Origin of the sequence: Pseudomonas putida (assembly GCA_029953615.1) — a bacterium.
GTDB lineage: Bacteria > Pseudomonadota > Gammaproteobacteria > Pseudomonadales > Pseudomonadaceae > Aquipseudomonas.
On the sequence record CP124529.1, the window covers coordinates 518,052 to 537,893 of the forward strand.

At 65.8% G+C, this 19,842-nt stretch carries 9 protein-coding genes; 5 read left to right on the forward strand and 4 right to left on the reverse strand.

The window, feature by feature from the left end:
• Positions 1 to 23: 23 nt before the first annotated feature.
• Complete coding sequence (locus QIY50_02405) at positions 24 to 12,977, reverse strand: non-ribosomal peptide synthetase (protein WGV21160.1); 12,954 nt, start codon at positions 12,975 to 12,977, stop codon at positions 24 to 26.
• 343 nt (positions 12,978 to 13,320) lie between these two features.
• Between QIY50_02405 and QIY50_02410 the strand changes: the two genes are divergently transcribed.
• Positions 13,321 to 13,851, forward strand: coding sequence for an RNA polymerase factor sigma-70 (locus tag QIY50_02410; GenBank protein WGV21161.1), 531 nt, complete (start codon positions 13,321 to 13,323; stop codon positions 13,849 to 13,851).
• A gap of 114 nt (positions 13,852 to 13,965) precedes the next feature.
• Here the strand turns inward: QIY50_02410 and QIY50_02415 are convergent, their stop codons facing one another.
• Together QIY50_02415 and QIY50_02420 are read right to left on the reverse strand one after the other, a co-directional pair.
• The gene (locus tag QIY50_02415) at positions 13,966 to 14,991 is read right to left on the reverse strand and encodes a GNAT family N-acetyltransferase (GenBank protein ID WGV21162.1); all 1,026 of its coding nucleotides are present in this window, start codon (positions 14,989 to 14,991) and stop codon (positions 13,966 to 13,968) included.
• 63 nt (positions 14,992 to 15,054) lie between these two features.
• Positions 15,055 to 15,855: a transporter substrate-binding domain-containing protein gene (locus QIY50_02420; GenBank protein WGV23141.1), complete on the reverse strand. Its 801-nt coding sequence runs from the start codon at positions 15,853 to 15,855 to the stop codon at positions 15,055 to 15,057.
• A 172-nt stretch (positions 15,856 to 16,027) separates the two neighbouring features.
• Between QIY50_02420 and QIY50_02425 the strand changes: the two genes are divergently transcribed.
• Both QIY50_02425 and QIY50_02430 read left to right on the forward strand, forming a co-directional pair.
• A complete protein-coding gene (locus tag QIY50_02425; GenBank protein WGV21163.1) occupies positions 16,028 to 16,579 on the forward strand; it encodes an exonuclease domain-containing protein in 552 nt (183 codons plus the stop codon).
• A gap of 73 nt (positions 16,580 to 16,652) precedes the next feature.
• Positions 16,653 to 16,937 (forward strand): pyrimidine/purine nucleoside phosphorylase, encoded by a 285-nt coding sequence (locus QIY50_02430; protein ID WGV21164.1) that lies wholly within the window; start codon positions 16,653 to 16,655, stop codon positions 16,935 to 16,937.
• A 113-nt stretch (positions 16,938 to 17,050) separates the two neighbouring features.
• Here the strand turns inward: QIY50_02430 and QIY50_02435 are convergent, their stop codons facing one another.
• The gene (locus QIY50_02435) at positions 17,051 to 17,743 is read right to left on the reverse strand and encodes a dienelactone hydrolase family protein (GenBank protein ID WGV21165.1); all 693 of its coding nucleotides are present in this window, start codon (positions 17,741 to 17,743) and stop codon (positions 17,051 to 17,053) included.
• A gap of 50 nt (positions 17,744 to 17,793) precedes the next feature.
• Here QIY50_02435 and ccoN point away from each other — a divergent pair, with 50 nt between their 5' ends.
• Together ccoN and ccoO are read left to right on the forward strand one after the other, a co-directional pair.
• On the forward strand, positions 17,794 to 19,218 hold the full coding sequence (gene ccoN / locus QIY50_02440) for a cytochrome-c oxidase, cbb3-type subunit I (GenBank protein WGV21166.1): 1,425 nt from the start codon (positions 17,794 to 17,796) through the stop codon (positions 19,216 to 19,218).
• Positions 19,219 to 19,231: 13 nt separating this feature from the next.
• On the forward strand, positions 19,232 to 19,840 hold the full coding sequence (gene ccoO / locus QIY50_02445; protein ID WGV21167.1) for a cytochrome-c oxidase, cbb3-type subunit II: 609 nt from the start codon (positions 19,232 to 19,234) through the stop codon (positions 19,838 to 19,840).
• Positions 19,841 to 19,842: the final 2 nt, after the last annotated feature.

Here is a 19,842-nt window from a genome sequence, read left to right on the forward strand (position 1 = left end):
GGTGCAGGCCTCATTTATTCAGATCACAGCCCCTCAAGCTCCGCCATCAGGTCACTGAGCCGGTCGACCTTGTCGTCATCCAGCACGCTGCCCTGCAGCCCCTGCACATACTCGGCCAGTTCCTCCACCGTGCTGCACTCGAACATCGCCCGCAGCGGCACGTTCAGCTGCAGCTGCTTCTGCACCCGCGAGGCGATCTGCGTGGCCAGCAGCGAATGCCCGCCCAGCTCGAAGAAGTTGTCGTGCACCCCCACCCGCTCGGCCTTGAGCACATCGGCCCAAATACCGGCCAGTACCTCTTCCAGCTCGTTGCGCGGCGCCTGGTAGGCCTGGCTGTGCTGGCCACCGATGTCGATCGCCGGCAGGGCCTTGCGATCAAGCTTGCCGTTGGCATTGTGCGGCAGGCTGTCGAACCAGCCCCAGTGCAGTGGGACCATGTACTCCGGCAACTCGGCACGCAGGCGTTGCTTAAGCTGCTCCAGCAACGCGGCGTCGGTAGCAACGCCCTGATGCGCCACCAGGTAACCCACCAGGTGCTTGCCATTGACGCCTTCCTGCACGCCAACGGCAGCGTCGCGGATTTCCGGCTGCTCGTGCAGGCGGGCTTCGATCTCGCCCAGTTCGATGCGGTAGCCGCGGATCTTCACCTGATGGTCGATGCGCCCGACATACTCCAGCACCCCGTCCGGGCGCTGACGCGCCAGGTCGCCGGTACGGTACAGGCGTTCGCCCGGCGCACCATGCGGATGGGGGATGAACGCCAGCGCCGTGCGCACCGGATCGCCGACATAGCCACGGCCCACGCCAGTGCCAGCCACGCACAGCTCGCCCACCGCACCCAGCGGCACCAGCATCTGTTCCTCGTCGAACAGGTACAGGCGGTTGTTGTCGGTCGGCGTGCCAATTGGCAGGTAGCTGCCACGGGTCGAAGCCGCGTCGACACGGAAGAACGCCACATCATCCGAGCACTCGGCCGGGCCATAGGCGTTGACCAGGCCGATCTGCGGGTAACGCTGCAGCCACTGCGCCGCCAGCTCCGGCGGCATGGCTTCGCCGGTCGGTAGCATCCAGCGCAGTCCGTCGAGCGCCTGATGGTCGTTGGCCAGCATGCCCTGGATCAGCGACGGCACACTTTCCAGTACCGTGATGCCGGTAGCCTGAACATGCGTCAGCAGGCCTTGCGGATCATGGGCGATGGCGTTCGGCACAATCTCCACCCTGGCGCCGAACAGCGGCGCTGCAAGGAACTGCCACACCGAAATATCGAAGCTTTGCGAGGCCGTCTGGGCGATCACGTCCTGCTCGCCGAGTGCCAGGTACGGCACCTTGCTCAGCTGGTTGTTGAGCATGCCGCGCTGCTCGACCATCACCCCCTTCGGCAGGCCGGTGGAGCCTGAGGTGTAGATCACATAAGCGAGGTTATCCGGCCCGCTGTGGATGCCTGGGTTGTGGCTGGCAATGGCACTGGCCTGGATGTCTTCCCAGACCAGCAGCTGCGGCCGTGTCGCCAGCTCCAGCTCATCCAGCAACAGCTGCCCTTGCCCGGCACAGGCCGCACTGCACACCAGCACCGGCGTGCGGCTGAGCTGGAGGATGCTTTGCAGGCGCGCCCCCGGCAGGCCCGGGTCCAGTGGCAGGTAGCCGGCGCCGGCCTTGAAGCTGCCGACGATCATGCCCAGCAACGGGAGCCCGCGTTCGGCCAGCAGTGCCACCGGCTGGTCAATGCTGACCCCGGCAGCCACCAGGGCATGGCCCAGGCGGTTGGCCGCCAGGTTCAGCCCGGCGTAGTCATAGGATGCTTCCAGGCAACGGGCCACAGTACGTTGCGGATGCGCGGCCACTTGTGCTTCGAACTGCGCGATGTAGCTCTGCTCCAGCGGATAAGACCGTTCGGTACGGTTGCAGTCTTCAAGCAGGAAGCGCTGTTCTTCGGTGCCGATCAACGGTAGTTCACCCACCTCCCCTTCAAAGCCCTGCACCAGCGCCAGCAGCAGGCGCTTGAACTCCGCCAGCAGGCGCTCGACGGTCGGGTAGTCGAAGTAGCGCTGGTCGAAGGACAGGTGCAGGCCAAGGTCATCGCCCGGGTAGCACACCGCTGTCAGCGGGAAGTTGGTGTGGGTACGGCCCGAGTCGGAGCTGGCGTTCAGGTGCTGGGCATGGTCGAGCACGGCGGTTGCCACTGGCGCGTTCTCGAACACGAACAGGCTGTCGAACAGCGGCTGGCCCTTGGGCAGTTCGCTGCACTCCTGGATCGCCACCAGCGGCAGGTATTCGTACTCGCGCAGTTCCATGTTGCTTTGCAGCAGGCCCTGCAGCCATTGGCGTACGCTGCAGCGCTCACCGGCAACCGGCAACTTCACGCGCAAGGCGACGCTGTTGATGAACAGGCCGACGGTACGCTGCATCTGCGGCATGCTCACCGGGCGCCCGGCCACGGTCACGCCGAAGGCCACGTCGCGATCGCCGCTGTAGCGCGCCAATACCAGGGCCCAGGCCGCCTGGGCGAAGGTGTTGACGGTGAGCTGGTGGGCCTGGGCGAGTTCGCGCAGGCGCACGCCGTCGCTCATCGCCAGGCGGGTATGGCAGTCGCCGACGACCATGCCGCTACCGGCATGGTCATGGCGCAGCGGGCGGTCGCTAGGGATGGCCGTGGCACGTTCGAAGCCGGCCAGGTTGGCCTGCCACCACGCACGTGCGTCGTCCAGGCCCTGGCGTTGCAGCCAGCCGATGTAGTCGCGATACCGCGGTGGCACCGGCAGTTGGGCCTGACGGTTTTCGCCGAGTGCCTGGTAGATCTCGAAGAAGTCGTTCATCAGCAACGAGCGGCACCAGGCATCGATGAGGATGTGGTGGTTGCTCATCATGAACCAGTAGCGCTGGTCGGCCACACGCACCAGGCGCAGGTGGAACGGCGCCTCGCGGAGCAGGGCGAAACCGGCCTCGCGTTCCTGCTTGTGCAGGGCCTGCAGGCGCTGCTCCTGGGCGTCGTCATCGAGGCCACGCCAGTCCTGGTAGTCCACCGGTGTGTTGCCCGGCTTGTGGATGATCTGCAGCATCGCCTCGCCGGTGTTCCAGCTGAACGATGCGCGTAGCGCTTCGTGGCGCGCCACCACCGCCTGCCACGCCTGGGCAAAGCGTTCGGGGTCGAGCGCGCTGTTGATGCGGTAGCGGTCCTGCATGTAGTAGAGGCCGGTGCCCGGCTCCAGCAGGGTGTGTAACAGCATGCCCTCCTGCATCGGCGTCAGCGGGTAGACGTCCTCGATCTGCGCAGCCGGTACCGGCAGCGCGTCTATCTGCGCCTGGGTGAGGTGCGCCAGCGGGAAGTCCGACGGCGTGAAGCTGCCGTTGCCATCCGCCAGGCAATGCTCGACCAGCGCCAGCAGCTCCTGGCGATAGGCCTCGGCCAGGCGGGCGATGGTCCGCTCGTCGTAGCGCTCGGCACTGAAGGTCCAGCGCAGCTGCAGGGCGCCGCCATACACCTGGCCATCGACACTCAGCCAGTTGGGCAACGGTGCATCGAGGTCGTGGGCCAGGCCGGCCGGAGCGTCCAGCGGCTGGAACAGGGCTGTGCTGTCGAACTGCTGGTCGAACTGGCCCAGGTAGTTGAAAGTGATGCGCGCCTGCGGCAAGGCTGCCATCTGCTCGCGCCCGGCCTCATCCGCCAGGTAGCGCAACACACCGTAGCCCAGCCCTTTGTGTGGCACCTGGCGCAGTTGCTCCTTGATGCGCTTGATCGAACCCGCCCGCGCCGCGTCGTCCTCGCCTGGCAGCGGGCGCAGGCTCAGCGGGTAGGCGTTGGTGAACCAGCCGACGCTGCGGGTCAGGTCCATGTCTTCGAACAGCCCGTCACGGCCATGGCCTTCAAGCTGTACCAGCACTTCTTCGTCGCCGCTCCAGCGGCACAGGGCACGCGCCAGCGCGGTCAGCAGCAGGTCGTTGACCTGGGTGTGGTAGGCCGCCGGGGCCTGTTGCAGCAACTGCCGGGTCTGCGCGACATCCAGGCCGATGGCCAGGGTACGGGCGTGGCGGTGCAGGTTGCCGCCCTGCGGGTGATCGCAGGGCAGTTCGCGGCGCACACCGCCCAACTGGCCTTGCCACCAGCCCAGTTCGTCGCGCAGCGAATCGCTGCCGGCATAGCTGGCCAGGCGTGCGGCCCAGTCGCCCATGGCGTGGGTCTTGGCCGGCAGCGGCTGGCCACGGTACAGCGCCTGCAGGTCTTCCAGCAACACGCGCCACGACACCCCATCGACCACCAGGTGATGGATCGCCAGCAACAGCCGCTGGCCGCCCTGCCCGTCATTTACCAGCAAGGCGCGCAACAGTGGGCCCTGTTCCAGGTCGAGACTGCGTTGCAGGTCGGTGTACAGCGCTTGGCAATCGGCGAAGTCGGCAACCGTGGCGGTCCACAGCAACTGCCCGGCGCCAGGCCGGGCATATTCGCCCTGCCAGCGGCCGTGGGCCTGACTGAAGCGCAGGCGCAGGCTGTCGTGGTGCTGTACCAGGCCGGCCAAGGCGCGCTCCAGTACCCCCTCATCCAGCGGCTTGCGCGCCTCCAGCAGAACAGCCTGGTTCCAGTGCTGCGGCTGTGGCACTTCACTGTCGAAGAACCAGTGCTGGATCGGCGTGAGGCCGGTCTGGCCCTGGCGCTGGCCCTGCTCGATGCTGCTGGCGGCTTCGCTGCGCTGAACGATGGCCGCCAGGGTCTGGATGGTCTGATGCTGGAACAGGTCGCGCGGGGTGAACTGCAAGCCGGCCTGACGGGCCCGGCTGACCACCTGGATCGACAGGATCGAGTCGCCGCCCAGTTCGAAGAAGTTATCCTGCACGCCAATCCGGGCCACGTTGAGCACGTCGCGCCAGATCTGCGCCAGTTGCGCTTCCACCTCGTTGCCAGGTGCCTGGTACTGCTGGCGCGCCTGCTCCAGGTCCGGCAGCGGCAGCGCACGGCGGTCGAGCTTGCCGTTGCCCATCAGCGGCAGGCTGTCGAGCAGCACCAGGTGCGCCGGCACCATGTAGTCCGGCAGGTGCTGGCGGGCATCGGCCTTCACCGCGTCGCGCAGCAGGCCCTGGGCCTCGCTGTCGGCAGTGGCCTGCCTGCACACCAGGTAACCCACCAGCTGTTTGCCGCCCGCCAGGTCGAGGGCCAGCACCACGGCCTCGTCGACATCGGCATGCGCCTGCAGGCGGCTTTCGATTTCGCCCAGTTCAATGCGGAAACCGCGAATCTTCACCTGCTGGTCGGCACGGCCGACGTACTCGACCAGGCCATCGCTGCCCAGGCGCACCAGGTCACCGGTGCGGTACAGGCGCCCTCCTTCGCTGCCGAACGGGTCGGCGACGAAGCGCTCGGCGCTGAGGCCCGGGCGGTCGTGGTAGCCCTGGGCCAGGCCGGCGCCGCCAACATACAGCTCGCCAATACCGCCTTGCGGCAACAAGGCCAGGTCTTCGTCGAGGATGTAGGCCGTGCGGCTGCCGATGACGCGGCCGATCGGTACGCTGCCCAGCTCCGCCGGCAGTGTCTGTGGTGCCAGGCAGGCCAGCGGCATGACCACGGTTTCGGTCGGCCCGTAGGCGTTGAAGAATTGCTGCGGCGCGAAGGCCTGACGGATGCGCTGCAGGTGTTCACCGGTCAGCGCTTCACCACCGGTAATGACCAGGCGCACGGGCAACTGCTCGCCCTGCCCGGCCAGGTACTGCGCCAACTGGCTACCGTAGCTAGGCGTGAAGCCGAGGATGCTCACCTGTTGCTTGCGCACCAGCTGGCAGATGTCTTCGGCGCCCCACTGCCCCTGGGCGCGCAGTACCACCCGGGCACCACACAGCAGCGGCACCCACAGGCGTTCACTGGCGGCGTCGAAATTGATCGAATAGAAGTGCAGCTCGCAGTCATCGCTGCGCATGCCGAACGCGGCGATCACCGCCTGGCAATGCATGGCGAACTCGCCATGGCTGACTACCACGCCCTTGGGCTGGCCGGTGGAACCGGAGGTGTAGATCAGGTAGGCCTGATGCTGCGGCAGGTTGAGGTTGTCCAACGGCGCATCGCTGTAGGCCGACAGGCTGGCGCTGTCGTCCTCGAGGCTCCAGCACGCCACACCTTCGGGCAACTGCCCCAGGTTTTGCAGCAGCGCGCGCTGGCTGAGCAGCAGGCCGATGCGGCTGTCTTCGATCATGTAGCGCAGGCGGTCGAGCGGGTATTCGGGGTCGAGCGGCACGTAGGCGCCACCGGCCTTGAGGATGGCCAGCAGGCCGACGACCATTTCCAGCGAACGTTCCAGCGCCAGGCCCACACGCACCTGCGGGCCGACGCCACGCTCGCGCAGGGCGCGGGCCAGGCGGTTGGCCTGCTGGTCGAGCTCGGCATAGGTCATGTGCTGGCCGGCGAAGGTCAACGCGCCAGCGTGTGGCGTGCGCACCGCCTGGGCAGCGAACAGGCCGTGCACGGTCTGGTCGAGCGCGAAAGCCTGCTCGCCCTGCAACTGGCCCGCCAGCACCTGCTGCTCGGCGCTGCTCAGCATCGGCAGCTCGCACAGGCGCTGCTGCGGGTTGTCGAGCAGGCCGGCCAGCAGGTGCTGCCAGTGCTCGGCCATGCGTGCGATGCGTGGTTCGTCGAACAGGTCACGGCTGTAGGTCAGGCAGCAACCCAGGCGGCCGTCGAGGTCGGTCACCTCCAGGTACAGGTCGAACTTGGTGGCGCTGGCGTCGTTGACCAGGTAATCCACCTGCATGCCGGCCAGCAGGCGGCTTTGCTGGAAGGCCCAGCGCTGCACGTTGCACATCACCTGGAACAGCGGGTTGTAGGCGCTGCTGCGCGGTGGCTGCAGGGCTTCTACCAGCTGGTCGAACGGCAGGTCCTGGTGCGACTGGCCTTCGATGGCAACCTGGCGCACCTGTTCCAGCAACTGTGCGGCGGTCATCTGGCCGTCCAGCTCGCAACGCAGCACCTGGGTGTTGAGGAACGCGCCAATCAGGCCTTCGCTTTCCGGGCGGATGCGGTTGGCCACCGGCGCGCCAATGCGCAGGTCACGCTGGCCGCTGTAGCGATGCAGCAAGGCGGCCAGGGTGGCAGTCATGGTCATGAACAGGGTCAGGCCACGCTGGCTGTTGAACGCATGTACGCGAGCGACCAACGCAGGGTCGAGCTCGAAGCGGTACAGCTCGCCACGGTGGCTCTGCACGGCCGGGCGCGGGCGGTCCGCCGGCAATGCCAGCACCGGGTGCTCATCGCCCAGGCGACCCTTCCAATAGGCCAGCTGGCGCGCACCCTCGCCGCTTTCCAGCCATTGCCGTTGCCACACGCTGTAGTCCAGGTACTGCACCGGCAGCGGCGCCAGCGGCGATTCACGGTCATCGACGAAGGCCTCGTACAGCTCGCCCAGTTCGCGGGCGAAGATGTCCATGGCCCAGCCTTCGGTGACGATGTGGTGCAGGGTGAGGACGAAGCAGTGCTCACGTTCTTCCGCTTTCACCAGGCAGGCGCGCAGCAGTGGGCCGCGCTCCAGGTCGAATGGCTGGTGCGCCTGGTCATCGGCCAGTTGTTGCAGGCGTTGTTGGCGAGCATCGGCGGGCAAGGCGCTGAAGTCTTGCCAGTCGAGGTGCAGGCTGCTGTCTTCGGCCACGCACTGGTACGGCACGCCATCAATGCTGGGGAAGGTGGTGCGCAAGGTTTCATGGCGCACCACCAGAGCCTGCAATGCGCGCTCGAAGGCATCCACATGCAGGGTGCCGCGCAGGCGCGCCATGCCGCCGACGTTGTAGGCCGGGCTGTCCGGCTCCAGTTGCCAGAGGAACCACATGCGCTGCTGCGAGTACGACAGCGGCACTGCCTGACGGCGGTCGACGCGGACGATTGCGCCTTGCAGGTTGTGCTCGCCGGCCGCGCGGATACGCGCGATCTCGGCACAGAAGGCACCCAGCTCGCTGGCGTCGAACAGGGCCTTGAGCGGCAGCTCGACATCGCAGGCCTGACGCGTGCGCGACACAATCTGAGTGGCCAGCAGCGAGTGGCCGCCAAGGGCGAAGAAGTCATCCTGCAGGCCGATGCGCGGCAGGTTCAGCACCTCGCGCCAGATGGCGGCAACCTGCTGCTGCAACTCGGTTTGCGGCTCGACATGCTCACGCTGCTGCCACAGCGGGGCCGGCAATGCCTTGCGGTCGACCTTGCCGCTGGGGCCCAGTGGCATCTGTGCCAGCGGGATAAGTTGTGCCGGCACCATGTAGGCCGGCAGTTGTCCAGCCAGCACCGTCAGCAAGGCATCAGGCTGGGCACTGCCACTGTAATAGCCGACCAGTTGCGCACCGACGGTATCCTTGTGGATCAGCACCAGCGCCTGTTCGACCCCCGCTTGCGCCAGCAGGCAGGCCTGGACTTCCTCGGGTTCGACCCGGAAGCCACGCACCTTGACCTGCTGGTCGAGGCGACCAAGGTATTCCAGCGCCTCGGTCTGCACCTGCCAGCGGGCGCGGTCGCCACTGCGGTACAGGCGCTCGCCATTGCCGTCCGCACGGGGCACGAAACGCTCGGCGGTGAGCCCGGGGCGACCCAGGTAGCCACGGGCCAGGCCTGCGCCGCCGAGGTACAGTTCGCCCGGTACACCTGGGGCAGTCAGTTCCAGCTGGTCGTCCAGCACGCGGCACAGCACATTGCCCAGCGGGCGACCGATCGGCGAGCGCTCGCCATCGCTAGCCTGGCAGTGCCAGTGGGTGACATTGATGGCTGTTTCGGTCGGGCCATAGCGGTTGTGCAGTTGCACCTGTGGCAGCACCTGCAGCACGCGGTCACGCAGCGCGGCGGACAGCGCTTCGCCACCGGAGAACAGCCGGCGCAGGCTGCTGCAGGCACCCGCCTGCGGCTCCTGGATGAATACCTGCAACAGCGGCGGCACGAAGTGCAGCGTGGTCACGCCATGGGCTTGCACCAACGCCGCGATGCGCTGTGGGTCACGGTGCTCGCCGGGGCCGGCAAGCACCAGCTTGCAACCGGTCACCAGCGGCCAGAAGCATTCCCACACCGACACGTCGAAGCTGATCGGCGCCTTCTGCATCAGCACGTCGCTGTCGCCCAGCGCATAGGTGGCCTGCATCCATTGCAGGCGCTCGGCCAGTGCCGCGTGGGTATTGCCCACCCCCTTGGGCTGGCCGGTGGAGCCGGAGGTGTAGATCACATAGGCCAGGTTGTCGCCATGCAGGTGCAGGCGGGGGGCATGGCTCGGCCAGCTGTCCAGGTGCAACTGATCAAGGGCGATGGCGCTGACGCCCGCCACCTGTGGCAGCTTGCCCAGCAGGCTGCTGTGGCTCAGCAACAGGCCAGCCTTGCAGTCGGCGAGCATGTAGGCCAAGCGCTCGGCCGGGTAATCGACGTCCAGCGGCACATAGGCACCGCCGGCCTTGAGAATGGCCAGCAGGCCGACCAACAGCTGCGGCGAACGCTCGACGGCAATGGCCACGCAGGTGTCGGGACCGACGCCTTTGTCACGCAGGTAGTGGGCCAGGCGGTTGGCTTGCTGGTGCAGCTCGGCATAATCCAGGCTGCCCCCCTCCCACACCAGAGCGGTGCGCTGCGGAGTCAGGCGTGCCTGGTCATTGAGCTGTTCGACCAGCAGGCGCTGCGGCGTCGCAGCCGGTGCCTCGCCCCAACTGAACAGTTGCATGCGGCCAGGCTCATCAAGCAATTGCACCTCGCCCAGCGCTAGCTGCGGCTCGGCGCACACCTGCTCGAGCAGGGCCAGCAGGTGCTGGGCCAGGCGCTTGACGGTGCCGGCATCGAACAGTTCGGCGGCATAGTCGAACGCGAGGCTCAGGCGGCCCTGGTGGTCTTCTTCACTGTGCAGTTGCAAGTCGAACTTGGCTTCGCGACTGTGCCACGGCAGCTCTTCGGCCAGCAGGCCCGGCAGGCGGCGCAGGGCAGACAGATCACGCTGCTGGTGGTTGAACATGACCTGGAACAGGCCTTGCTCACGCGCCTCGGGCAAGGCTTCGAGCAGCTGTTCGAACGGCAGGTCCTGGTTGGCCTGGGCGTCCAGGGTGGCCTGGCGGACCTGGGCCAGCAGCTGAGCGAATGGCAGGCGGCCATCGAGTTGCGCACGCAGCACCTGGGTATTGATGAAGAAGCCGACCATTGCTTGAGTTTCCAGGCGCGGTCGGTTGGCGTTGGGCACGCCGACACGGATATCGGCCTGGCCGCTGTAGCGGTGCAACAGCGCCTGCCAGCCGGCCAGCAAGACCATGAACAGGCTGGCCTGCTGTTCGCGGGCCAGGCCCTTGAGTGCGTCGGTGAGCCTGGCCGGTACCTTGAGACTGAAGCGCGCGGCGCTGTAGGCGCGCTGGCTGGTGCGCGAGTGGTCGGTGCACAGGTCGAGCACCGGCAGTTCGCCACCCAGTCGCTCCTGCCAGTACTGCAACTGACGCTCGGCTTCGCCTGCGGCCAGCCACTGTCGCTGCCAGGTGCCGTAGTCGGCATAGCCCAGGGTCAGCGCTGCCAGGCTGGCCTCAACGCCCTGGCAATGGGCGGCGTACAGTTTGGCGAATTCATCGAGCAGGATGTTCAGCGACCAACCGTCAGCGACGATATGGTGCAGGGTCACCCACAGCTGATGATGTTCATCATCCAAGCGCACCAGGGTCACCCGCAGCAACGGCCCCCGGATCAGGTCGAACGGTTGGCGGGCTTCGGCTTCACGCTGGGCAGCGGCCTGTTCGGTGGCCTGACCTTCGAGGTCCAGGCGACGAAGGTTGAAAGGCTGCTTCGCCAGGATGCGCTGCAGGGCCTGGCCGTTCTCTTCGGCAAACAGGGTACGCAGCGACTCGTGGCGAGTCACCAGCGCCTGGAAGGCCGCTTGCAGGGCACTTTCGTCCAGCTCACCGTGCAACTGCAGGCCGGCCGGAATGTTGTAGGCCGCCGACTGCGGGTCCAGCTGCCATAGCAGCCACAGGCGGTTTTGCGCCAGCGACTGGGGCAGCGCCTGGGTGCGTTCCAGGGTAGCGATGGCGCCGACCCGGCCACCGCCTTCGGCGATGATCGCGGCCACAGCCTTGGCGTAGTCAGCCAGTACCGGCGCCTCGAACAGGGTGCGCAGGCCCAGGTCGATGCCCAGCTCATCGGCCAGGCGTGCGGTGGCATGGGTGGCGGCGATGGAGTTGCCGCCCAGCAGCAAGAAGTGGTCGTCTGCCGCCACCGCTTCGACCTTGAGGCTGTCGCGCCACACAGCGGCGATGCGCGCCTGCAGTTCATCGCCGGCCGCACCCGTGGCAACGGGCTCGCACACCTCAGGGAAGCGGGCATAGCAGTCCAGGCTGCCGTCGTCCATGCGCAAGCGGCACGCCGATCGCTGCAGCTTGCCGCTGGAGGTCTTGGGCAGCGCGCCCGGGTTCAGCAGCAGGACCACGGCCGGGGCCTGGCGGCAGGCGTCGGCGATCACCTGACGCAGGGTCTTGATCAGGTCCTGGGGTTTGATCGCCTTCTGCACGTTGCGGCTGATTTCCACCGCCACGCCGATGCCCTCCTCGCCCTGGTGCTCAACGGCGAACACTGCCACCCGGCCTTTGCGCAGAACGTCCACTTCGCGCTCAAGGGTTTTTTCCAGGTCCTGCGGGTACAGGTTCTGCCCACGCACGATCAGCATGTCCTTCAGGCGCCCGGTGACGAACACTTCGCCTTCGCGCATGAAACCCAGGTCACCGGTACGCAGCCAGGTCTGGCCGTCCATCTCGACGAAGGTGCGGGCACTGGCTTCGGGGTTGCGCCAGTAACCCAAGGCGATGCTCGGGCCACCGGCCCAGATCTCGCCCACCTGGTTGTCGCCCAGCACCTGCAGGCGTTGTGGTTCGACAATGCGCACGGCATGCCCGGGCTGCGGGTAGCCACAGCTCATCAGCACACTGCCCTTGCCAGGCTCCGCACGGTTGGCGGCGAAGGCTGCGGCGTCCAGCTCCAGCGCGGCGATGCCCTGGCCGCGGCGGCTGCCGCTGACGAACAGGGTCGCCTCGGCCAGGCCGTAGCTGGCAAAGAAGCTTTGTGGGTCGAAGCCGCAAGCCTGGAACTTGTCGGCGAAGGCCGCCAGGCTGTCCTGGCGGATCGGCTCGGAACCGGAATAGGCCACCCGCCAGCGGCTGAGGTCGAGCCCGGCCAGCGAGGCCTCGCTGACCCGCTCGCTGCACAGCCGGTAGGCGAAGTCGGGGCCGCCGCTGATGGTGCCGCCGTATTCGCTGATGGCCTGCAGCCAGCGCAGCGGCCGGGCCAGAAAGTAGCCCGGCGCCATCAACACACAGGGCACGCCGCTGAAGATCGGCTGCAGCAGGCCGCCGATCAGCCCCATGTCGTGGTACAGCGGCAACCAGCTGACGATCACGTCGTCGGGGTTGAGGTCGATGCCAAAGCCTTGGCGGATCAGTTGTTCGTTGGCCACCAGGTTGCCATGGCTGACCTGCACGCCCTTGGGCAGTGCGGTGGAGCCGGAGGTGTACTGCAGGAAGGCGATGTCACCACCCTTGAGCGCGGGCTCGCGCCAGTTCGCCGCCAGCGCCGGGTCCAGGCCATCCACCGCCAGCAGCTCGGGGCCGTTGGCCGCCGTCAGGGCCTCCAGGCCCTGCAGGCTATCGTGCAGCGCCGCGACAGTCAGCAGCAGGCGCGGCTCGGCGTCGTCGATGATCGACAGCAGGCGCTGCTGATGGTGCTGACGCGCGGACTCCGGCGGGTAAGCCGGCACGGCGATCACGCCGGCATACAGGCAGCCGAAAAACGCCGCCACATAGTCTGGCCCGCTGGGGAACAACAGTACCGCACGATCACCGAAGCCGGTCCGGGCCTGTAAGGCAGCGGCGATGGTGCGTGCGCGCTGATCGAGGTCCCGGTAGCTGAGCACGGCCTGCTCGCCGGGCGCATCGGCCAGGAAGCGCAAGGCGACTTTGTCCGGGGTCTGCGCGGCGCGCTGCGCCAGGGCCTGGACCAGCGAGAGCGGGAGTTCGAAGGCGTCCGTCATGGGGTGTTCCTGCCAGTGTCTGGTTGGGTCGGGCCGGCTGCTGCGCGAACGTGGGTTGAGCGGCATGTGGCGGCCTGAGGTGTACACAGGGGAACGGATGGGCGGGGGGAGAAATTAGCGGGGTTGGGGGTTTTGGGTTGTGTGAAAGTTAGTGGGTTTATGCCTTGAGAGGTGTGGCGCCTGGCATGCACCCAGCCATCGCTGCGCCTTAGAACTGAAATCACATGAAACTAATTACATTTCGCATTTGACAACCATTATCATTCTGAATAGCTTGTCGCCCGTCGTAGGAAGCTTCCCAACTTCGGGGGCGTCCTTTCCCCTCTGTGACAAGGTGATTTCCATGGCGGAACAACTATCCACAAGTAAGTGCGATTCACCATTACTGCAGGCCTTCGTCGACAACCGCAACATCCTGGTCAAGATCGCCGCCCGCATCACCGGCTGCCGGTCGCGCGCCGAAGACGTGGTGCAGGACGCCTTTTTCCGGCTCAGCGCTGCCCCGCAGATCACCTCCTCTTTCAAGGCGCAACTGAGCTACCTGTTCCAGATCGTGCGCAACCTGGCCATCGACCACTACCGCAAGCAGGCCATGGAGTTGAAGTACTCCGGCAGCGAGGAAGAAGGCCTGAACGTGGTCGTGCAGAATGCCTCCCCCGAAGCCACCCACATCAACCTTGCGGCGCTGGATGACATTGCCGAGGCGCTGAACGAACTGCCCCAGCGCACCCGTTATGCCTTCGAGATGTACCGCCTGCATGGCGTGCCGCAGAAGGACATTGCCAAGGAGCTGGGGGTGTCGCCGACGCTGGTCAACTTCATGATCCGCGATGCGCTGGTGCATTGCCGCAAGATGGCCAGCCGGCAAGCCTGATCGAGCAGAGCCTGCTTCTTCGCGGGCACGCCCGCTCCCACAGGACAAGCACAGCCTTCAAAAGCCGAGGGGACCTGTGGGAGCGGGCGCGCCCGCGAAGAAGCCACCTCGATATCAAGCCAGTCTGCAACGCTCGAAAAACCGCTCCCGTCCCAGAATCATCAGCGCCGCGCGCTTGTGCGGGAAGTCGAACTCCTTGTCGCAGTGGAAGCACTGGTCGTGCATGTAGCCGATCATCTTGCCGTTGTCGGCACGCGGCTCGGCTACCACTCGCTGGGTACGTGGATCATCCAGAAACAGGTAGTGCACCAGCGCCGATAACCAGCTGGCCACCTTGTGCGGCCCGCGGTGGCGCTCTTCGCCTACCAGCATGTGGATACCACGGTCGTAGTCATCGGCCGGGTAGAACGGCGCAATGCGGTCTTCCTTGGCCCAGTACGCCTCGAAGTAGGCAAACGGCTCATCATCAAAGCAACCGATCAGCGTCAGGGTATGCGGGTCGGCTTCCAGCTTGCCCAGGTATTCACGGTGCTGCGCAAGCGTGCCTCCCTCCTGCCAGAACGCTTCTACCCGTGGGTTGTTCTGCCAGCGGTTGAAGCGCTCCAGGTCGTGCTCGATCTCCAGGGTGCGCAGCGACACCCAGCTTCCCAGCCGCGCGTCGAAGCGCCGGTACACTTCACCACGGGGCTTGGGTGCGCGGCGCGGATGGCGCTTGTCGTTGCTGATGTGCATCTGCTGCGGGTACGCCCCGCTGGCCGATTCCCCCAGCCACGGCTGCGGCAACTGCCAGAACAGCGCCCGCTCGCACAGGTATTGGCCTGGCTGCTGGCCGGCCAGCAGCAGGCCACTGGTCAATGCCCGAGACAACGCCTGCGGCGGCACTTCGGGCAGGTACCAGGCCAGGCGCTGGCAGACCGTGTCGCGGGATAGCAACCAATAGCAGGCGGCCCACAAGGCCTGACAGGGGCGCTCGGGGCACAGCCGCTCAAGGTGGACCTGCAAGGGGGCGCCCAGCTCCAGGCGCAACTGGATCAGCGGACGGCCTTCGAGGGACAGGCTCAGCCAGCGGTCGCCCTCCTCGGCACTGAGGCTGCGCCAGCGTGGCACTGACTGGGGTTGCGAAGCGGCATCGAACGGCATGGACTTGACTCACGGCAATGAAGAAAAGGCTCACTGCTGAGAACGTTGCCGCCACGCCGGAATTTAGTTATGGGGTGCGGCCACCGTGATGCGGTAGGGCTCGAAGATGCGCGCCAGCTCGCCACTCTCGCGCAGGGCGCGCAGCAGCGCTGCGAACGACTGCTCGCCGATGGGTGCACCCGGGCGCAGCAAGGCGTAGTGGTGGTAGACCTGGTCAATGCGCTGCGAAGGCAACAACCGCTCCTGGCTGGCCGGATTGCGCGTCAGGAAATCACTGAGGTAGGAACGCGTGACCAGGGCGATGTCGGCGCGGCCGGCCTGCACCATCAACAGGTTGCTGTCGTGGGAATAGGTCAGGGTCGCGTTGTAGGTCGTGCGCAGGTATTCCGGGTCGGGGTTGAAGCCGGCGAATGCATAGTGATAGCCGTTGAACAGTGCCAGGCGCTTGCCGCGCAGGTCGTCGAAGTAGCGCGGGTCACGACCGTCGGCCAGGCGGGCGACGAACACTTCGGCGTCTTCCAGGCCCATGTCCACGGTCTGGTGGGGAATCTGCTGCCAGCCCCATTGCGGGTTCTCGAAAATGGCCATGTCGGTACGGCCCTGCTGGAAGTCACCGAAACGCCGCTGGATGGACGTGGGTACCAGAACGAAGTGGTAGTGCTGCTGCATGCGGTTGAGCGCATCGACCAGCTGCGGCAGCAGGCCTGTGTCGGCGCCCTGCTCCGGGCGCACGGTGTAGGGCGGGAAGTGCGCCGCGCCAATCTTCACCTCGACGGCACCAGCCGCCCATGACGGCGCCGCCAGCCAGAACACAGTCAGCAGCATCAGGGAAAACAGGGCCTTGAGGCCGGGTGCTGGAGTCAAGACGGACATTCATCACGGTTCATGCCTGGGTCCGCCTAAGCTAGGCGTTTTCCGGGCCGGACACAACTGCCGTTACGTGGCCCTTTGTGCCAAAGCCACGGGCAAATTGCCAGGGGGTGCCGGATGCCTGGAGTTTGGCTACGCTCTAGCAGGATCTGCAAGGGAGCCTGGTATGGGCCATTGGTTGGTGATCGACCTTGAAGCCACCACCGACAATGGTGGGTGGCCGGTCACAGAGATGGAAGTGATTGAAATCGGCGCAAGCCTGGTGACCCGCGAAGGCCGCGAGGTCGACCACTTCCAGCGCTTCGTGAAGCCCCGGCGGCGGCCGCAGCTGACCCCGTTCTGCCGTGAGCTGACCCACATCAGCCAGGCCAGCGTGGACAGTGCCGCGTCGTTCCGCGAGGTGTGGGCAAGCTTCGAGCGCTGGCTTGGGCACCATCGAGAGCAGCTTCAGGCCTGGGTCAGCTGGGGTGACTATGATCGCCAGCAACTGCACCAGGAATGGCAGCAGCATGGCCTGGACAGCCTGTTGCGAACCCTGCCGCACATCAACCTCAAGCAACGTTTCGCCAAGGCCCGCCACCTGCAGCGCCCTGCTGGGCTCAATGGTGCACTGCAGCTGGCCGGCATGCACTTTTGCGGGCAGCAGCATCGGGCCCTGGAAGATGCGCGCAATACCGCGCGGCTGCTGCCGTTGAGCCTGCCGGCGGACGCTACCTGAAAGCAGATGACGGGGCCCGTGGCCTTGGGCATACTGGCCAGCCCTTTTTCATCCCCCTTTTCAGGAGTCGCCCATGTTCCAGGTCAACGAGTACTTCAACGGCACCGTCAAGTCGATCGCATTCGCGGGCGAAGAAGGCCCGGCCACTGTCGGTGTGATGGCCCCGGGCGAATACGAGTTCGGCACTGCCAAGCGCGAGATCATGCATGTGGTTTCGGGTGCGCTGACCGTGAAGCTGCCAGGTAGCGACAACTGGGAAACCTTCAAGGCGGGCGACAAGTTCAACGTGCCGGCTGACAGCAAGTTCCAGCTGCAGGTGAAGGTGGATACCGCTTACCTGTGCGAGTACCGCGACTAAGCGCTAGCCTGGTCCGGCCTCTTCGCGGGCTTGCCCGCTCCCACAGGTTCACTACAAGCTTGCGGGCCTGTGCAGTACCTGTGGGAGCGGGCAAGCCCGCGAAGAATCCAGCACTAATCCTTCAGGAATGCCGCAACCTTCTCAGCCGCCGCCTGCAAGTGCTGCTCATGGCTGACCCCCGAAGCCTTCAGCGGCTTCAGGTCATGGTCCCCTGCCACCAGCCAGCTCACCTCGATCGCCGGCGATAACGCGTACCCCGCCACCGCCTCGCGGTTACCCAGCGCATCCCGCTCGCCCTGCACGATCAACGTCGGTGTCTTCAATTCGGCCAGGTGCTCGACCCGTGGCTTCTCCGGCTTGCCCACCGCATAGAACGGATAGCCCAGGCACACCAGTGCATCCGCTTCCAGTTCATCGGCCAGCAGGCTGGCCATGCGCCCGCCCATGGACTTGCCACCCACCGCCAGCTTGCCCGCGACCAAAGGTCGCACCTGCCTGTACACCTCGCGCCAGCATTCCAGCAACACCTTCTGCGGGTTTGGCGGCCGCTTGCCGCCGGTAACCCTGCGCTCGGCCATGTACGGGAACTCGAAGCGCACTACCGCCACCCCAAGCGCCGCAAGCCTTTGCGCCATTTGCTCCATGAACCCGCTGTCCATCGGTGCACCTGCGCCGTGGGCCAGGATCAGGCAGCCCTTGTAGCCGTCCTTGCCCTGAACGTGCGGGGGATCGCAGCGCAAGCCTGGGACATTTCCGATCTTCGCCCATTGATCCCCGTCAATACCGGCACTTTGCCCATTAATCATGCTTGCCTCGCTGTAAAGCCTGCCAAATAACCGTGGATGGGAACCCATACATGAACACAACCAGCAGTACCGCCTATAACTACAAGGTGGTCCGCCAATTCGCCATCATGACGGTGGTGTGGGGAATCGTCGGGATGGGGCTCGGCGTCTTCATCGCCGCCCAGCTCGCCTGGCCTTCCCTCAACTTCGACCTCCCCTGGACCAGCTTCGGCCGCCTGCGCCCCCTGCATACCAATGCGGTGATCTTCGCCTTCGGCGGCTGTGCGCTGTTCGCCACCTCCTATTATTCGGTGCAACGCACCTGTCAGACCACCCTGTTCGCACCGGGCCTGGCCGCGTTCACCTTCTGGGGCTGGCAACTGGTAATCCTGCTGGCGGCCATCAGCCTGCCGCTGGGCTACACCAGCTCCAAGGAGTACGCCGAACTGGAATGGCCGATCGACATCCTGATCACCATCGTCTGGGTGAGCTACGCCATCGTGTTCTTCGGCACGCTGATGAAACGCAACACCAAACACATCTACGTGGGTAACTGGTTCTTCGGCGGGTTCATCCTCACCGTGGCGATGCTGCACGTCGTCAACAACCTGGAACTGCCAGTCAGCATGACCAAGTCGTACTCGATCTATGCCGGCGCTACCGACGCCATGGTGCAGTGGTGGTACGGCCACAACGCGGTGGGCTTCTTCCTGACCGCAGGCTTCCTGGGGATGATGTATTACTACGTGCCCAAGCAGGCCGAACGCCCGGTGTATTCGTATCGCCTGTCGATCGTGCACTTCTGGGCACTGATCACCCTGTACATCTGGGCCGGCCCGCATCACCTGCACTACACCGCGCTGCCGGACTGGGCACAGTCGCTGGGCATGGTGATGTCGCTGATCCTGCTGGCACCCAGCTGGGGCGGCATGATCAACGGCATGATGACCCTCTCGGGGGCCTGGCACAAACTGCGTAGCGACCCGATCCTGCGCTTCCTGGTGGTGTCGCTGGCGTTCTACGGCATGTCCACCTTCGAAGGCCCGATGATGGCCATCAAGACGGTCAACGCGCTTTCCCACTACACCGACTGGACCATCGGCCATGTGCACGCCGGTGCCCTCGGCTGGGTTGCGATGATCTCGATCGGCGCGCTGTACCACACCATCCCGAAAGTGTTCGGCAAGGAGCGCATGTACAGCATCGGCCTGATCAACGCGCACTTCTGGCTGGCCACCATCGGCACCGTACTGTACATCGCCTCGATGTGGGTCAACGGCATCGCCCAGGGCCTTATGTGGCGCGCGGTCAACAGCGACGGCACGCTCACCTACTCGTTCGTGGAAACCCTGGTGGCCAGCCACCCAGGCTTCATCGTGCGCTTCGTTGGCGGTGCGATCTTCCTCAGCGGCATGTTCCTGATGGCCTGGAACACCTGGCGCACCGTGCGTTCGCCGGCGCTCGATGTCGCCTCTGCGAACGCCCAGCTGGCTTGAGGAGACCTGCCTGATGAAACATGAAGTCATCGAGAAAAACGTCGGCCTGCTGGCGCTGCTGATGGTGTTCGCTGTCAGTATCGGCGGCCTGACCCAGATCGTCCCGCTGTTCTTCCAGGACGTCACCAACAAACCGGTCGAAGGCATGAAGCCCTACACCGCGCTGCAGCTGGAAGGCCGTGATATCTATATCCGCGAAGGCTGCGTAGGCTGCCATTCGCAGATGATCCGCCCGTTCCGTGCCGAAACCGAACGCTACGGCCACTACTCGGTAGCCGGTGAAAGCGTGTGGGACCACCCGTTCCTGTGGGGCTCCAAGCGCACCGGGCCGGACCTGGCCCGGGTCGGTGGCCGCTACTCGGACGACTGGCACCGTGCGCACCTGTACAACCCGCGCAACGTGGTGCCGGAGTCGAAGATGCCGTCGTACCCGTGGCTGGTCGCCCAGCAGGTCGACAACAGCCACACCGACACCAAGATGCGCACCCTGCGCACCCTGGGCGTGCCGTATACCGACGACGACATCGCCGGGGCCCGCGACGCGGTCAAGGGCAAGACCGAGATGGACGCCCTGGTCGCCTACCTGCAGGTGCTCGGCACCGCGATCAAGAACAAGAGGTGAGT

Excerpts from the sequence above, each read along its gene's own strand:
- QIY50_02405 (WGV21160.1), bottom strand. The coding sequence starts at position 12,977 with ATGACGGACGCCTTCGAACTCCCGCTCTCGCTGGTCCAGGCCCTGGCG.
- QIY50_02410 (WGV21161.1), top strand. The coding sequence starts at position 13,321 with ATGGCGGAACAACTATCCACAAGTAAGTGCGATTCACCATTACTGCAG.
- QIY50_02415 (WGV21162.1), bottom strand. The coding sequence starts at position 14,991 with ATGCCGTTCGATGCCGCTTCGCAACCCCAGTCAGTGCCACGCTGGCGC.
- QIY50_02425 (WGV21163.1), top strand. The coding sequence starts at position 16,028 with ATGGGCCATTGGTTGGTGATCGACCTTGAAGCCACCACCGACAATGGT.
- QIY50_02430 (WGV21164.1), top strand. The coding sequence starts at position 16,653 with ATGTTCCAGGTCAACGAGTACTTCAACGGCACCGTCAAGTCGATCGCA.
- QIY50_02435 (WGV21165.1), bottom strand. The coding sequence starts at position 17,743 with ATGATTAATGGGCAAAGTGCCGGTATTGACGGGGATCAATGGGCGAAG.
- ccoN (WGV21166.1), top strand. The coding sequence starts at position 17,794 with ATGAACACAACCAGCAGTACCGCCTATAACTACAAGGTGGTCCGCCAA.
- ccoO (WGV21167.1), top strand. The coding sequence starts at position 19,232 with ATGAAACATGAAGTCATCGAGAAAAACGTCGGCCTGCTGGCGCTGCTG.